Origin of the sequence: Streptomyces sp. WY228, from assembly GCF_019287315.1 — a bacterium.
Lineage (GTDB): Bacteria > Actinomycetota > Actinomycetes > Streptomycetales > Streptomycetaceae > Streptomyces > Streptomyces caviscabies.
On sequence record NZ_CP079114.1, the window covers coordinates 4,297,473 to 4,312,303 of the forward strand.

General features: G+C 72.8%; 11 protein-coding genes and 2 tRNA genes. 6 read left to right on the forward strand and 7 right to left on the reverse strand.

All coding sequences use genetic code 11. The features are described 5' to 3' along the window. Nucleotides 1–99 precede the first annotated feature (99 nt). Nucleotides 100–663, forward strand: coding sequence for a SigE family RNA polymerase sigma factor (locus tag KV381_RS18780; RefSeq protein WP_030077401.1), 564 nt, complete (start codon nt 100–102; stop codon nt 661–663). Between the two features lie 174 nt (nt 664–837). Next, nucleotides 838–2,490, forward strand: a complete 1,653-nt coding sequence (locus KV381_RS18785; protein WP_218785746.1) for a long-chain fatty acid--CoA ligase — start codon at nt 838–840, stop codon at nt 2,488–2,490. Between the two features lie 129 nt (nt 2,491–2,619). Here the strand turns inward: KV381_RS18785 and KV381_RS37090 are convergent, their stop codons facing one another. The 3 genes from KV381_RS37090 to KV381_RS18795 form a co-directional block, all read right to left on the reverse strand. After that, complete coding sequence (locus tag KV381_RS37090) at nt 2,620–3,840, reverse strand: response regulator (protein WP_373461054.1); 1,221 nt, start codon at nt 3,838–3,840, stop codon at nt 2,620–2,622. A 1,074-nt stretch (nt 3,841–4,914) separates the two neighbouring features. Continuing rightward, a complete protein-coding gene (locus tag KV381_RS37095; RefSeq protein WP_256995095.1) occupies nt 4,915–6,360 on the reverse strand; it encodes a PAS domain-containing protein in 1,446 nt (481 codons plus the stop codon). Between the two features lie 292 nt (nt 6,361–6,652). After that, nucleotides 6,653–7,237 (reverse strand): SSI family serine proteinase inhibitor, encoded by a 585-nt coding sequence (locus KV381_RS18795; RefSeq protein WP_030627022.1) that lies wholly within the window; start codon nt 7,235–7,237, stop codon nt 6,653–6,655. Nucleotides 7,238–7,565: 328 nt separating this feature from the next. On the opposite strand from KV381_RS18795, the gene KV381_RS18800 reads away from it, so the two are divergent. Further along, a tRNA-Ser gene (locus KV381_RS18800) sits at nt 7,566–7,656 on the forward strand. A 227-nt stretch (nt 7,657–7,883) separates the two neighbouring features. After that, nucleotides 7,884–7,956 (forward strand) — tRNA-Arg (locus KV381_RS18805). 82 nt (nt 7,957–8,038) lie between these two features. Here the strand turns inward: KV381_RS18805 and KV381_RS18810 are convergent. After that, nucleotides 8,039–8,611, reverse strand: coding sequence for a transcriptional regulator (locus tag KV381_RS18810; RefSeq protein ID WP_103536362.1), 573 nt, complete (start codon nt 8,609–8,611; stop codon nt 8,039–8,041). Between the two features lie 76 nt (nt 8,612–8,687). Here KV381_RS18810 and KV381_RS18815 point away from each other — a divergent pair, with 76 nt between their 5' ends. Together KV381_RS18815 and KV381_RS18820 are read left to right on the forward strand one after the other, a co-directional pair. Beyond that, a complete protein-coding gene (locus tag KV381_RS18815) occupies nt 8,688–9,422 on the forward strand; it encodes a hypothetical protein (protein WP_103536363.1) in 735 nt (244 codons plus the stop codon). Nucleotides 9,423–9,467: 45 nt separating this feature from the next. After that, nucleotides 9,468–10,136 carry a hypothetical protein gene (locus tag KV381_RS18820; protein ID WP_103536364.1) on the forward strand — a complete coding sequence of 223 codons (669 nt, stop codon included), beginning with the start codon at nt 9,468–9,470 and terminating at the stop codon, nt 10,134–10,136. Here the strand turns inward: KV381_RS18820 and KV381_RS18825 are convergent. The 3 genes from KV381_RS18825 to KV381_RS18835 all read right to left on the reverse strand — a co-directional run bounded on the left by KV381_RS18825 (nt 10,114) and on the right by KV381_RS18835 (nt 14,712). Further along, a complete protein-coding gene (locus KV381_RS18825; protein ID WP_103536369.1) occupies nt 10,114–11,337 on the reverse strand; it encodes an NAD(P)/FAD-dependent oxidoreductase in 1,224 nt (407 codons plus the stop codon). The two genes, KV381_RS18820 and KV381_RS18825, sit on opposite strands and share 23 nt — an antisense overlap. A gap of 93 nt (nt 11,338–11,430) precedes the next feature. Next, on the reverse strand, nt 11,431–12,384 hold the full coding sequence (gene sigJ, locus KV381_RS18830) for an RNA polymerase sigma factor SigJ (protein ID WP_030077417.1): 954 nt from the start codon (nt 12,382–12,384) through the stop codon (nt 11,431–11,433). Nucleotides 12,385–12,423: 39 nt separating this feature from the next. Next, nucleotides 12,424–14,712, reverse strand: coding sequence for a 2Fe-2S iron-sulfur cluster-binding protein (locus KV381_RS18835; RefSeq protein ID WP_218785747.1), 2,289 nt, complete (start codon nt 14,710–14,712; stop codon nt 12,424–12,426). Nucleotides 14,713–14,831: the final 119 nt, after the last annotated feature.

Below are 14,831 nucleotides of genomic sequence, written 5' to 3' on the forward strand. Positions count from 1 at the left end.
AGGAGGTGCAGGGTGTACGCCCCCTACAACCTGAGGCGGACGGCGCTTCGGGACCTGGGGGCGATCCCCTCGGCGGCGCCCGCTCCTAGCGTTGAGTACATGACCACGCCAGTCTGCACGGGCGCCTCCAGGGCGGCCTCTGCCACCGCCGCCGGCCACCCCCACACGCCCTACGCGTCGTTCTCCTCGTACGTACGGGCCCGGGGACCGGTCCTGCTGCGTACCGCGCGCTCGCTCACCGCGAACCCGTGCGACGCGGAGGACCTGCTGCAGACCGCGCTCGCCAAGACGTACGTCGCGTGGGAGCGGATCGAGGACCACCGGGCGCTGGACGGCTATGTGCGCCGGGCGCTGCTGAACACCCGCACCTCGCAGTGGCGCAAGCGCAAGGTCGACGAGTTCGCCTGCGAGGAACTGCCCGAGCGGGAGGCCTTCCCGGCGCCGGACCCGGCCGAGCAGCAGTCGCTGCACGACGCGATGTGGCGCGCGGTGCTCAAGCTCCCGGACCGCCAGCGCGCGATGGTCGTCCTGCGGTACTACGAGGACCTGAGCGAGGCCCAGACGGCCGAGGTGCTCGGCGTGTCGATCGGTACGGTCAAGAGCGCCGTCTCCCGTGCCCTCGGAAAGCTCCGCGAGGACCCGGAGCTGACGCCGGTCCGGTGACGCCGGCCGGCACGCGGCTCCCGCAGGGCCTTCCTCAGGGCTCCCGTACCGCCTCAGGGCCTCTCCCGGGCCTCCCCCGGGCAGGAATTTTTCCCGCGAGTAGTGACATACCGCGTGGTATGTGCGCAGAATCAGCGGAACCTTACTGCCGCGTAGCGCCCCCGGGAGGACGCCGTGCTGAGCACCATGCAGGACGTACCGCTGACTGTCACCCGCATCCTGCACCACGGGATGACGATCCATGGGAAGTCGCAGGTCACGACCTGGACCGGCGAACCCGAGCCGCACCGCATCACCTTCGCCGAGATCGGGGCGCGCGCCACTCGGCTGGCCAACGCGCTGCGCGACGAGCTGGGCGTCGTCGGCGACCAGCGGGTCGCGACGCTCATGTGGAACAACTCCGCCCACGTCGAGGCCTACCTCGCCATCCCTTCCATGGGGGCCGTGCTCCACACCCTCAACCTCAGGCTGCCGCCCGAGCAGCTCGCCTGGATCGTCAACCACGCGGACGACAAGGTGGTGATCGTCAACGGTTCGCTGCTGCCGCTCCTCGTACCGCTGCTGCCCCACCTGCCGAGCATCGAGCACGTGGTCGTGTCCGGGCCGGGGGACCGCTCCGGGCTCGACGGCGTAGCGCCGCGCGTGCACGACTACGAGGAACTGATCGCGGACCGGCCCACCACGTTCGACTGGCCGGAGCTGGACGAACGCCAGGCCGCGGCCATGTGCTACACCTCCGGCACCACCGGCGACCCCAAGGGCGTCGTCTACTCGCACCGCTCGATCTACCTGCACTCGATGCAGGTCAACATGACCGAGTCGATGGGACTGACCGACAAGGACACCACCCTCGTCGTCGTGCCCCAGTTCCATGTGAACGCCTGGGGTCTGCCGCACGCCACGTTCATGAGCGGCGTGAACATGCTGATGCCGGACCGCTTCCTGCAGCCCGCCCCGCTCGCCGACATGATCGAGCGCGAGCGCCCGACGCACGCGGCAGCGGTCCCCACCATCTGGCAGGGCCTGCTCGCCGAGGTCACCGCCAACCCGCGCGACCTCACCTCCATGGCCAACGTGACCATCGGCGGCGCGGCCTGTCCGCCCTCGCTGATGGAGGCGTACGACAAGCTCGGCGTCCGGCTCTGCCACGCCTGGGGCATGACGGAGACCTCGCCGCTGGGCACGATGGCGCACCCGCCCGCCGGACTGAGCGCCGAGGAGCAGTGGCCCTACCGGGTCACCCAGGGCCGTTTCCCCGCCGGCGTCGAGGCGCGGCTGGTCGGCCCCGCCGGCGAGCACCTTCCGTGGGACGGCGAGTCGGCCGGTGAGCTGGAGGTCCGGGGCCCCTGGATCGCCGCCGCCTACTACGGCGGGGCCGACGGCGAGCATCTGCGCCCCGAGGACAAGTTCAGCGAGGACGGCTGGCTGAAGACCGGCGACGTCGGCGTGATCAGCACCGACGGCTACCTGACCCTCACGGACCGGGCCAAGGACGTCATCAAGTCGGGCGGCGAGTGGATCTCCAGCGTGGAGCTGGAGAACGCGCTGATGGCCCACCCGGACGTCGCGGAGGCGGCCGTCGTCGCCGTGCCGGACGAGAAGTGGGGCGAGCGTCCGCTCGCGACCGTCGTCCTCAAGGAGGACGCCGCCGATGTCGACTACGAGGCGCTGAAGGCGTTCCTCGCCGAGTCGGGCATCGCCAAGTGGCAGCTGCCGGAGCGCTGGTCGGTGATCGCCGCCGTGCCGAAGACGAGCGTCGGCAAGTTCGACAAGAAGGTGATCCGGAAGCAGTACGCGGAGGGCGAGCTGGACGTCACCCAGCTCTGAGGCTCCGGTCCGCCGGTCCGCCGGTCCGCCGGTCGTCCGGTCCGCCGGTCCGCCGGACCGCACGTTTCACGTGAAACAGGGCGGGGGCGGTACGGGAATCCCGTACCGCCCCCGCCCTGTCGTGCGTGGCTAGTTGGTGCCGATCTTCGCCAGCAGGTCGACGATCCGCGACTGGACCTCGTCGCTGGTCGACCGTTCTGCCAGGAAGAGAACGGTTTCGCCCGATCCGAGCCTCGGCAGCTCCGCAGGGTCCATCCCGGCCGAGGTGTAGACGACCAGCGGGGTGCGGTTCAGCTGCCCGTTGGCCCGCAGCCAGTCGATGATCCCGGCGCGTCGGCGGCGTACCTGCATCAGGTCCATCACCACGAGGTTCGGCCGCATCCGGCCCGCCAGATCGACCGCCTCGCTGTCCGTCGCGGCGCGCGCGACCTGCATGCCGCGCCGCTCCAGGGTCTGCGTCAGCGCCACCGCGATCTCCTCGTGCTCCTCGATCAGGAGCACCCGCGAGGGATGCTGTTCGCTGTCGCGCGGGGCCAGCGCCTTGAGCAGGACGGCCGGGTCGGCTCCGTACGCCGCTTCCCGGGTCGCCTGCCCGAGACCCGCGGTGACCAGCACCGGAACCTCGGCCGCGACGGCCGCCTGGCGCAGCGACTGCAACGCGGTACGGGTGATGGGCCCGGTCAGCGGGTCGACGAAGAGCGCGGCGGGGAACGCGGCGATCTGGGCGTCGACCTCCTCGCGGGAGTTCACGATCACCGGCCGGTAGCCCCGGTCGCTCAGCGCCTGCTGGGTCGGTACGTCGGGCGCGGGCCAGACCAGCAGCCGGCGCGGGTTGTCCAGCGGCTCGGGCGGCAGCTCGTCGTCGACCGGGTGCGGGTGCGGCCGGTTGGCGACCTCGACCGCGCCGCCGGGCCCGTCCAGCGGCTCGGGCCCCTCGGCGCCCTCGTCGGGCGCCCCTATGGCGTACGCGCGCCCCTCCGAGACGGGCGGCGCGAGCAGCTGCCCCTCGCCGTAGGCGGTGCCGGGTCCGGCCTGCGCCGGCTGACCCGGCTGACCCGGTCGTCCGGCCTCGTGCGCCGGGTTGTGGCCCTGGGCCAGGTCCTGCCTCGGGTCCTGGTTCTGGGGCTGTGGCTGCTGCGGGCCGGGTGCCGGTGCGGGCACGGGTGCGGGGCTCGTCGGCTGGGCCGGGCCCGGGCGGTCCTGCTGGGGTGCGACCTGCTGGCCGCCGGCGGTCCGCGCCGGGGTGCGGTCGCCCTCCGGCGGGGCGGCGAGCTTACGGCGCCGTCCTGCGCCGCCGAGACTCTGGTGCGGTTGGTTCTGCTGGTGCGCGAGGTGCTGGGCGAACGGCACGCCCTGGCTGGGCCCTGCGTCGTGGACGCTGCCGGCCGCATCGAAGGGCTGCCGCGCCTCGGGGCGCGGAGCGGCGCCGGATCGTCCGCATCCGGCGGCGCGGGTCGGCTGCGGCTCGGCCGTGCCCGCGCGTCGGGGGCGTCGGCGGGGTGCGGCGCCGGATCGGCGACGGCCGCGACGCCGGTGGTGTGGGCGGTGTGCCCGGTGTCGGCGTGCTCGGTATCGGGGTGTGCGGTGCCGGGGTGTGCGGGGCCGGTGTGCGGGGGGTTGCCCCAGGAGGCGTTGTCCGGCGCGGGGCCCGGAGCCTGCGGGAGGCCGCCGTTGCCGCCGTTGCCGTACGGGTCGGGCGCGTGCGGTGCCGGGTTCGGGGCGGCCGGCCCTGCCGGACGCGAGAGGTTCCGTCCGGCCTGGTGGGCGACGGGGTGCGCGGCTGCGCCGGAGGCGTGGACCGCGGCCTGGGGCGCGCCGCCTCCGCGCGGTGCGGGGTGCCCGCTCGCCTCGTCACCGGGGCCGGGGCCCGCCGGGGCGTCGGGAGCGAGGGGCGTCCGGTCGGCGTCGGCCGGCGGCAGGGCGAAGGCGGTCCGCGGACCGGCGTCGGCGGCGGTGCGCTCCTGGGCGGCGGCCAGCGCACGCCGGGCCCGCCGCCCGCCGGGCTGCTGATTGCTGGACTGCGGGGCCGGCTCGGGCCCCGGGTGGCCGCCGTTTCCTCCGCTTGCTCCGTTGCCGGACGCGAGGGCGGGCAGGGCGAGGTTCTCACCGTCGCGCCGGGCCCGCCGCCCGGTGGGCGGAACGGGCTGCTGCGGGTCCACCGGCACGCCCTGGGGCGGCACGGTCGGCCCGAGCTGCGGACGACCGCCGCCCTGGGCGTTCTCGGCCGCGGTGACGACCGACCCTTCGGAAGGCGCGGCGGAAGGCGCGGCGGACGGGGCGGAGGTCAGGGCCAGTGCCTGCCGCTGCGGCTGCTGGGGCTGCTCCTGTACGGCGGCGGTCCCGGCGTCCACCGGAACCGCGCCCTGGACCGGGGCAGGGGCCGCCTCGGCCGGGCTGGGACGGCCGCGCCGCCGCCCGGAACCCTCACCCTGCTGGGCGGGGATCAGTTCGGGGGCCTGCTGCTCCTCGGGCGCGGCCGGTCCACGGCGCGCTCGCCGCCGCCCGGTCGGCTCGGCGGCCGGACGGTCCTCGGAGGAGGCGGCGGGAACAGCGGCCGGGCCGGCGGGCTCGCCGCCGCCCGATCAGCTCGACCGCCCCGTCGATCCCGCCGGTCACGATTCCCTCGATCATGGCGGGGGCCTTGTGCAGCCCCTCCACGCCCGTGTCGAGGCGCTGGTAGCCCAGGACGTTGTCGACGAGGGTGGTCATCCGGGCGTACCCGGCGGCGAGGTGGTGCAGGATCTGGTTGGCCTCCGGCCACAGCTGGCCGGCGGGGTCGGCGGCGAGCGTGGACAGCTCGCCGCGCAGCTCCTCCAGCGGCCCGCGCAGCGAACCGCCGAGGACGGCGGTGAGCTGGGCGTGCTGGGCGCCCAGGGAGGCGAGCAGCTCGGCCTGGCCCTCGATCTCGGCGGCGTACCGTTCGGTCCGGTCGGCGATCTCGGCGGCGTGGGCCTCCTTGAGCGCCTCCAGCTCGGCCGCGTGCGCCTCCTTGAGCGCGGTGACCTCGGCGGAGTGGCTCGTGGTCAGCTCGGCGACGACGTTCTTGTGCTGCGCCGACAGCTCCTCGTACGGGCGGCGGTCGGTGAACGTCATCACCGCGCCGACGAGCTGGTCCCCGTCCCGTACCGGCGCGGTCGTGAGATCCACCGGGACCTGCGCACCGCTCTTGGACCACAGCACCTGCCCGCGCACCCGGTGCTTGCGCCCCGACTTCAGGGTGTCGGCGAGCGGCGAGTCCTCGTACGGGAACGGCTCGCCCTCCGCCCGCGAGTGCAGGATCAGCGGGTGCAGCTCCTGGCCGCCGAGATCGCTGGCCCGGAAGCCGAGGATCTGGGCGGCGGCGGGGTTGACGAGGACGACGCGCCCGTCGGTGTCCGTGCCGACGACGCCCTCGGAGGCGGCCCGCAGGATCATCTCGGTCTGGCGCTGCGAACGGGCCAGCTCCGCCTCGGTGTCGACGGTGCCGGAGAGATCCCGTACGACGATCATGAGGAGCTCGTCGCCGGTGTAGCTGGAGTGGATGTCGTTGTACGCGGCCTGCCCGCTGTCGAGGCTCGCGCTGGTGACCTCGACCGGATACTCGTGACCGTCGGTGCGCCGCGCGGTCATCCGCGTCGGCTTCGTCCTGCCCTGCTCGTCCGCAGCCTCGGGCCGGCGCATCGAACCCGGGATCAGCTTGGAGTCGAACTCCGGCAGCAGATCGAGCAGTCCGCGACCGACGAGCGCGGTGCCCGGGGTCTCGAACATTTCGAGGGCGATGGCGTTGGCGTTCACGACCGTGCCGTTGCAATTGACGAGCAGAAGCCCGTCAGGAAGGGCATCGAGTATGGCTGCGAGGCGAGCAGTGCCTCGGGATGGCCTGCTGCTCACGACGACGCTTCCTCCCTGATTACCGCACCTTGCCGACAGCGGGCCCCATCTTGCCCCTCGGGCCGCAGACTGTCACTGGAGGAGTCTAAGGGCAGGGGAGGCTCCGGGGGCGGCGGATGAGGGGGAGCTCTCACCAAGGTTCTGTGCGTGCGGTGTACGCCGCGAGCCCACGGCGTGAGCGTCCGCGCACCCTGTGACGTGCGCGGACGCGCGGCGCGACGCTCCGCCCCGGCCACCGGAAAGCCCCGCGCCCCTTCGCCGGAGCGAACGCCTTTACGTCCTGACCGGCGGACTATCGAACATCCGGGAGCACCGGCACGAGGCTGTTCCAGCGGGCGATCTCGCAGCCGTCGCGGCGGCTGGCGGTGGTGTCCACGGCCCGGCCCTCCCAGGTGCCGACGATGCGCGCGGTGGCGTCGCCGCCGTGGATCATCGTGCACATCGTGCCCTCGGGGGTCTCCCGGAACAGTTCCTGCCGCCCGGACCGGGTGGCGCCGGCCTCCGCCAGCCGGTCACAGGCGGCCTGCCCCTGCGGGTGGCTGCCCCCGGTGGGCCCGCACTCCAGCTCGAAGGTGCCGTCGGCCCCGGCGACCCCGGTGTTCTCGACGCTCACGGTGAGCCGCGTACGGACGTCACCGGCCTCACCGCCCCCGCTGCCCTTCCCGCTGTCCCCGCCGTCCAGGAACCCGGGCAGCGGGAGGGGCACGGGCAGCGGCCCGAGGGCGGGCCGGGCGGCGGCGAACGGTCCGGTGGTGGGCACGGCGGAGGGCACCGGTCCGGAGGACGCGGGCCCGGAGGCGGTGGCGATGGACGCCGGTACGGCGGTGGCGAGCGCGGCGAGCGAGACGACGGCGGTGAGAGCGAGACGGCGCAGCATGCGGAAGCTCCAGGATCTCTGCAGCACGGTCGGCCACGGGCGGCGGTCACGGACGATCACGGACCCGCCCCGGCACCACGGCTGACGGACGACTGACGGGCAACGACGACGGACGACCGGCGACGAGGACTGCCGGAGCCGCCGCCGGACGGAGACCCGGGGCCCCCACCCCTCTCTAACGCGCACCACGCCCGGACGTTGCGCCACCACGCCGAACTGCTTTGCCCTGGCCCCCGAGGGCCTAGTAACGTTGGCGGCGATTGGTGACACGACGCTCGACTGTGTCATCATCTGCACGCACCACTCGCGTCCGCGCGAGGCGTGTGGAGGAGGCGTCGCCTAGTCCGGTCTATGGCGCCGCACTGCTAATGCGGTTTGGGTCTTAAAGCCCATCGAGGGTTCAAATCCCTCCGCCTCCGCTCCACCCCGAAGCCCCGTGCCCCAGGCACGGGGCTTCGGCCGTTCCGGGACACGCCCGGGCGCGGAGGGCGCGCCGGGGCTGGTTCGGAGGCTCACCGGAGACGGGCCACAGGACACCGTTTCCGCAGCTCAGCACCGGTGGGGCTAATGGATTTCGCGTCACGGCGCAGGTCATGTAATGTTGTTCTCGCAACGCCGACCGGGAAGAAAAAGCCCGGAACGCCAAGCACTCGTAGCTTAACGGATAGAGCATCTGACTACGGATCAGAAGGTTGCAGGTTCGAATCCTGCCGAGTGCACATCAGGCCAGAGGCCCCCAGGAGAAATCCCGGGGGCCTCTCGCGTTGTCCGTGCGGCTCGGGTGCCGAGCGGCGCTGACGGTCAGTCGGCGGGGAGGCCGAACCAGCGCAGGAGTACGGGGCGTGCGTCGGCGGGGGCGTCCTCGGGGCCACGGGCGTAGCGCGCGAGCAGGGTCAGGTAGTCGTCGTGGAACGCGCTCAGCTCGGCCTTGGTGAGGTGGGCGAGGCTGTGGGAGCCGCGCATCCAGCCTTCCGACTCTGCTTGTCCGGCGGTGAACTGTCGGGCGAGCTCGACGTCCTCCTCCATCCTCATCCGGTCCAGCTCGGCCGACATGGCGCGTTCGGCCTCCGTCAGTTCGCCTTGCGGCGGTCTGCGGATGTCGAGCCCGCGTACTCCGCGCCACCAGCGCTCCCGCCCGGTGGAGCGCTCGGGGATGTCCTCGATGAGGCCGCTGCGCTCCAGCATGCGCAGGTGGTAGCTGAGCGTCCCGGTGTTCTCGCCGAGGGCGGCGGCCAGCGTGGTCGAGGTGGCCGGGCCTGCCGTGCCGAGGTGGCGCAGGATGCGCAGGCGCAGGGGGTGCGAGAGGGCCTTGAGCACCTCGGGGCTCTCGACCGTGTGCCGCTCCACGGCTTCCGTTCTCCGCTCTTCCGTCATGGCGGCAGTCTAGCCAGGCGGCAGCGAATTCTCTGCAGACCTTCCTCTGCAGAGAAACCTCTGCAATACTGAGGGCATGACGCCGAATCGAGTGACCTTGAATCGCGCGGTCCGCCGCTTCGTACGTGGTGCTGCGGGGGCCCTGCTTGCCGGACTCGTCCTGGGTGCCGTGCCGGCCCACGGAGCCGAACGGGCGGTGGAGCTTCCCGAGTTCGACTTCTCCGCCTGCCCGGCCGCCGATGAGCTGCCCGCGGGGGCGGACCCCGGGACCTGGCGCTGCGAGGTCATGCATGCCACGGGGCATCTGCGCATGGGGGCCGTCGACGAGCCGCTCACCGAGCCCATGAAGATCACTTTTGCGGAAGGCCGTGTGGACAGTGAGTTCCGCCAGGTCTTCGGGGAGATGACCGCCGCGCCGATCCGGGTGGGAGGCGCCCCGCTGACCCTGACTCCGCAGTACGGCGGGTACGCGGACTTCCTGTCCGACGACACCCGGCGCGGCGAGTTCGACATCACGTTCGCCCTGGGCTCGGCGCACGGGTTGGTGGGCCGGCCGTTGGCGGGATGTTCGGTGGGCGGCGATGAGGACGCGGTTCACCTGGTGCTCAAGGACACCGTGCCCACCCGGGTGATATCCGGCGACCCGCTGGTCCTCGCCTTCGGCGCCCGGGACGCGGAGTTCTCCGCGCCGCGCACCAGTGGCTGTGGCCCCCTGGGGCGTGTGCTCGACCGAGCCCTGGGCCTGCCGTCCACCGCGGGGGCGAACGCCTTCGACATGGATGTCATGGTGGCCATCCGGCCCTACGTGTAGAGCTGTTGGGGCATCGGCTCTCCTCGGCCGGAGACCCTGGGGGAGATGCCCCGTGACCTCTCGCGAATTCCTCGTGAGGGTGGCGAGCCGGTCGCCATGCGGCCCTCGTTAGGCTCCTCGCTCATGGATGGCAAGGGTGGGGAAGGGTTCGTTTCCGACAGGGGCACGGACATCGGAGGCGGCACAGGCATCGGCACGGGAGCGGATGTGGTGTTCGTCTACCGGCCGACCGTCGCGGACTTCGAAGAGGCGCTTCGTGCGCGCGCGTTGCGGACAGGGGCGGGGCGGGTGCAGGCGATGACGGGGCCGGTGGTGTCGGTCGGTGCTCTGGCCGGGTTCGGTCTGGTCGTCGGTATGTCGGCGCCGGTGCTGGTCGTCGCCCTGGTGGTCTGCGCGGCCGTCGTTTCCTGGGGCACCCTGCGGGCTCTGCGCACCCAGGCCCGCCGGATGTTCAGCATCGTGGAGCCGTACGGGCAGTGCCGCATGGTGGCCGATGAGCGCGGCGCTGTCAGTACCGGCGAGCGGGTGTCCTTCACTGTCGAGTGGGCGGTGCACCGGGAGTATCTGGAGACCGCCCGTCTCTTCGTGCTGCTTGGCGGTGAACGTTCCGCCGGTGTCGCGGTGCTGCCGAAGCGGGGTGCCCAGGGCCCTGAGGGCGTGGAGCGCCTCAGGGGGATCCTGGACCGGAACCTCAAGCCGCTTCGGCGGCGGTGACTGTAGTGCTCGCCGGGGCCGGCTCGCTCGTGGTCCTGCGGCGGCGGGTCGGCAGGCCCAGGGTCGGGTTCGCGACGCCCCAGGCCGCGCCCTTGCAGACCAGTTCCTTGTAGAAGGCGGCCAGACGGCCGGTGAGCGCGGCGCTGACGGCCCGGTCGTCGGCGGTGACGTACTGGATCAGGCCCTCCTTGCGGCCGAGGGAGATGCATTGGTTGAAGTAACGGGCCGAGATGGTCGGGAGCTTGCCGTCGGTGAGGCGGGCCGCGATGGCGTCGGCGGCCTGCCAGGCGGTGGGGACGCCCGAGGCGCACGACATGCGCAGCGGCTTGTCGCCGGGGCCCGCGACCAGGGCCGCGTCGCCGATGGCGTACACGTCCGGGTGGGAGACCGAGCGCATGGTGGCGTCGACCACGATCTGGCCCGTGTCGCCGGTTTTCAGGGTCGTGGCCCGGGCGATCGGGTGGACCGAGAAGCCCGTCGTCCAGATGGTGACCGCGGCCGGGATGTCGCCCTCGGCGGTGGTGACGCGGTCGGCCTCCACGGCGGTGGCGGTGGTGTGTTCGTGCGCGGTGATCTTCAGGCCGGTGAAGACCTTCCGCAGGTGCCGGGCGCCCTTGGGGGAGAGCCAGTCGCCCAGTGCGCCTCGGGCGATCAGGGCCACGTCGAGGTCCGGGCGGGTCTCGGCGATCTCCGTCGCGGCCTCCACGCCGGTGAGGCCGCCGCCGACGACGACCACGGGTTCGCCGGGTCCGAGGGCGGCCAGGCGCTCGCGCAGTCGCAGGGCTCCGGGGCGGCCGGCGATGTCATGGGCGTGCTCGGCGGCGCCCGGCACGGCATGGGTGTTCCACGCGCTGCCGAGGGCGTACACGAGGGTGTCGTACGCCAGGTCCTCCGGCTCGCCCGCTCCTTCCGGGGCGGTGACGGACACCGTCCTGCGGTCGACGTCGACGCCGGTGACCTTCGCGAGGCGCAGTCGGACGTCCGTGCCGGCGAACATCTCGCGGTAGGGCCGCGGGCGGAGGTCCTGGCCCGCCGCCAGCTGGTGCATCCGGACGCGTTCGACGAAGTCCGGTTCGGCGTCGACGAGGGTGATGGAGACGTCCTCGCTGCGCAGCCGCCTGGCGAGGCGCCCGGCGGCGGTCGCTCCGGTGTATCCGGCTCCGATGACGACGACGCGGTGCTGCTGGATGTTCTGCCGCATGTTCTGCATGTCCCTGCACTCCTGTCTCGCGCGGTTTCGCCCCTTGAACCGGGCGGGCCGCCGATTGCTGACAGGTGGAGTGTGTGATGTGGGTCACATGTGCTGGTCGATGGTGAGGAGAGGGGTCCCGTGGTCCGTGGCCGCCCACTGCCGTGTCGCGCGTTCGAGCTTGTCGGGGTTGACCTGGCTGCGGAACGCGGCGATGCCGTCCGAGGTGAACTCCAGGCAGACCACCCCGATGACCCGGCCGTCGACGAGGACCACCAGGGCGGGCAGCCCGTTGGCGGACGAGACGTGGATCTCCGCGGTGCCGCCGAGGAGCCGGCGGGCGGCCTGGTTGGGGGTGAACAGGCTCCGCATGAACTTCGCGACGGCCATGGCCCCCTCGAACGCCTTTGCCCGGGCCGGTACCTTCCCGCCTCCGTCGCCGATTGCGACGGCGTCCGCGGTGAGCAGTTCCACGAGCGGTTCGGTGCGGCCGCTGGTGGCGGCCGTGAGGAACTCCTCGACGATCCGCCGGGCGGCGGCCTCGTCGATCTCGGTGCGGGCCCGGCCCTCGGCGATGTGCTTCTTGGCGCGGTGGAACAGCTGCTGGCTCGCGGACTCCGTGGTGTCGAGGATCTCGGCGATCTTCCCGTGCGGGTACGCGAACGCCTCCCGCAGCACGTACACCGCCCGCTCGTTGGGCGACAGCCGCTCCATGAGGGCGAGAACGGCGTACGAGACCGATTCGCGCTGTTCGACGGTGTCGGCGGGGCCGAGCATCGGGTCCCCGGCGAGCAGCGGCTCGGGCAGCCACTGGCCGACATAGGTCTCGCGCCGGGCGCGCGCCGAGGTCAGCTGGTTGAGGCAGAGGTTGGTGAGCACCTTCGTCAGCCACGCCTCGGGCACCTGGATGCGGTCGATGTCGGCGGCCTGCCAGCGCAGGAACGTGTCCTGCACGGCGTCCTCGGCATCGCTCGCGGAGCCGAGGAGACGGTAGGCGATGGCCTTCAGCCGGGGCATGGAAGCCTCGAACAGGTCCATCTGGTTCCCGGTCAGCGCCATGGTTCGCATCTTAGACAGACGTACCTCTCAGCACTCCCGTCAGCACTCCCGTCGCCCGTCGGAGGCCGTCGGGGCGGCGAGGTCGAGGGTCACCCCGGACAGCGGGCGGCTGACGCAGGCCAGCACCTGGCCCTCGGCCTTCTGCTCGGGGGTGAGGCAGGTGGGTTCGGGTTGTGCGACCTCGCCGTCGCGCAGCCGCAGCACGCAGGTGCCGCAGGTGCCGACCGTGCAGGAGTACGGCAGGGGCAGCCCTGCGGCGAGACCGGCGTCGAGCAGGGTCTGGCCGGGTTCGACCACGGCGGTGCCGACGAGGCCGCCGCCGTTCTCGCCGTTCTCGACGCGCATCTCCTGGGGCGCAGCGGCGCCGGTGGGCGCGTCGGTGCCGCCGGTGAAGCGTTCCTGGTGCGTGAACTCGTCCGGCACCCCGAGCCGCCGCTGGACTTCCCGGACGCTGTCCATGAGTGCTTCGGGGCCGCAGACGTAGTGGTGGGCGCTGTCGGAGAGGGGCAGGCCGCTCACCCACCGGTGGATGCTGTCGGTGTTCAGTCGTCCGTCACGGCAGGTGAGGACGTGTGTGACGGTCAGCCGGTCGGCATGGTCCTTCGCCATACGGCCCAACTCGTCGCCGAAGATGATCTCTTCAGAGCTGCGGCTGCTGTAGAGCAGGTCGATCCGGCCGGTCGTCGCGGGGTCGGACAGCCGGGTGCGCAGCATGCTCATGAGGGGCGTGATGCCACTGCCGGCGGCGATCAGCACCGTCTGTCCGGGCTCCTGCTCCTGGGCGTGGAAGGCGCCGGAGGGGCCGCGGACCGCGAGGCGGTCCCCTGGGCGCAGGACGTGGTGGACGTGCGTGGAGAAGCGGCCACCTTCCACCTTCTTGACCGTGACCTCCAGCCGGGTCGTGCCGGGGGCCGAGGAGGCCGAGTAGGCGCGCCGGACCTGGTGGCCCTCCACGTCCATGACCAGGGTGAAGAACTGCCCGGGGCGGAAGTCGAACGGCCTTGCCCCGCCGGTCGCGTCCTCCAGGACCAGTGTTCGGGTGGTGGGCGTCTCCTCGCGTATCTCGCGGATGTGCACCGGACGCAGCGGCGGCAGCGAACCTTCCCCCGCGTTGTCGCTGCGCGTCTTGCCGTGGCGCGTTTTGCCGTGGCGCGCGGCGACGGGGGCCCGGGCGTCTGCGTAGCCTTCCTTGCGCAGTCCGGAGACGTAGGCGCGGTCGATGGCCTTCCGTATCAGCCGGCTCACGCCGGGGACGGCGGTGACGGTGGTGGCCAGCTTGATCAGCCAGGCCGACGCGCGCCCGAAGCCGGTGGGGTCGGTGGAGTCTGCGGAGCCGGCGGCCAGGTGGGCGCTTCCCACGGCCATCATGTCGGGTGCCTGAGCCCGGCCGGTCTGTCCGCGACCCGTCGGTCCGTGACCGGGCCGTCCGTCCGGTGTCCAGAGGCGGGCACCGGCCACCGCCTCGTTGCCGCACACCTCCGCGTACTCCACGTCGATGAGCAGCGCGAGATGCGGGGGCACTCCGCGCAGCGCCATCGTCTCCAGCAGCGCGGCGTCGTCGGTGATCGCACCCCGCCCGCGGATGTGCAGCACGCCGCTGCGGCCGGGGACGAGCGCGGCGAGCGAGAGCCGGTCGTCCTGCAGCAGGTTGTGCAGGCTGTCGGCGCGCTTGTTGCCCCTGCGGTCGGCCAGGACCAGGGTGCGGCCGTCCAGGACGCCCGCCACCGTCTCCCGCTCCCCGCGCGGGCTGGTGTCGCCGCCGCTGTCCGTGCCCCAGGTGGAGAGGGCCAGAAAGGGCGAGGCGGCGAGGAAGTCGCGCACGCCGGGGCCGGTCAACGGGCCGTCGCCCGGGACCGGTTCGGCTGCCCGGGGCCGGGCGGGCGGCGGCTCCCACAGGCCGGAGCGGATGACGGCCTGTGCGCAGTGCACGTACGCCTCGGTGACGTCCACGGCCGTCTCCCCGTTTCTGAGGGCGGACGCGGTGCCGTTGACGCGCAGCACTTCGCCCACCCCGGGCAGCAGGAAGAACAGCGAGACCGGACCGTGCGCGACCGCCGGACCGGGGACGGCGAAGGAGAACCGCTTCGAGGAGTGGACGCGGGCGAACCCGGGGGCGCCGCCGACGAAGGTGGTCCGGGCGTTGCCGTCCGCGCCCCGGTGGCCGAACGCCGCGACCGGGCTGTGGGCCAGGACCTCGCGGCAGCCCGCGTCGAGGAAGCCGATCTGCTTGCGCGTGATCATGGCGGCCGGGCGGCCGATGACCGCCTCGACCTCGGCCGCGGAGGAGAGCCGGTGCCACGAGTCCGGCCGGAGGGAGTGCTGCTGCATGAGGGGCCTTTCAGCCGAGGGCTGACCAACTGGAGGCTGACCAACCGGGGGTGGATCAGCCGGGGACGGATCAACCGGGGCTGACCAACCAGGGGTGGATTAGCCGGGGACGGATCAGC

What these genes read in the sequence shown, in the direction of transcription:
- KV381_RS18815 (WP_103536363.1), top strand. Translation starts at nt 8,688, where the DNA reads ATGACGCCGAATCGAGTGACCTTGAATCGCGCGGTCCGCCGCTTCGTA.
- KV381_RS18825 (WP_103536369.1), bottom strand. Translation starts at nt 11,337, where the DNA reads ATGCGGCAGAACATCCAGCAGCACCGCGTCGTCGTCATCGGAGCCGGA.
- KV381_RS18780 (WP_030077401.1), top strand. Translation starts at nt 100, where the DNA reads ATGACCACGCCAGTCTGCACGGGCGCCTCCAGGGCGGCCTCTGCCACC.
- KV381_RS18795 (WP_030627022.1), bottom strand. Translation starts at nt 7,237, where the DNA reads ATGCTGCGCCGTCTCGCTCTCACCGCCGTCGTCTCGCTCGCCGCGCTC.
- KV381_RS18820 (WP_103536364.1), top strand. Translation starts at nt 9,468, where the DNA reads ATGCCCCGTGACCTCTCGCGAATTCCTCGTGAGGGTGGCGAGCCGGTC.
- sigJ (WP_030077417.1), bottom strand. Translation starts at nt 12,384, where the DNA reads ATGGCGCTGACCGGGAACCAGATGGACCTGTTCGAGGCTTCCATGCCC.
- KV381_RS18835 (WP_218785747.1), bottom strand. Translation starts at nt 14,712, where the DNA reads ATGCAGCAGCACTCCCTCCGGCCGGACTCGTGGCACCGGCTCTCCTCC.
- KV381_RS18810 (WP_103536362.1), bottom strand. Translation starts at nt 8,611, where the DNA reads ATGACGGAAGAGCGGAGAACGGAAGCCGTGGAGCGGCACACGGTCGAG.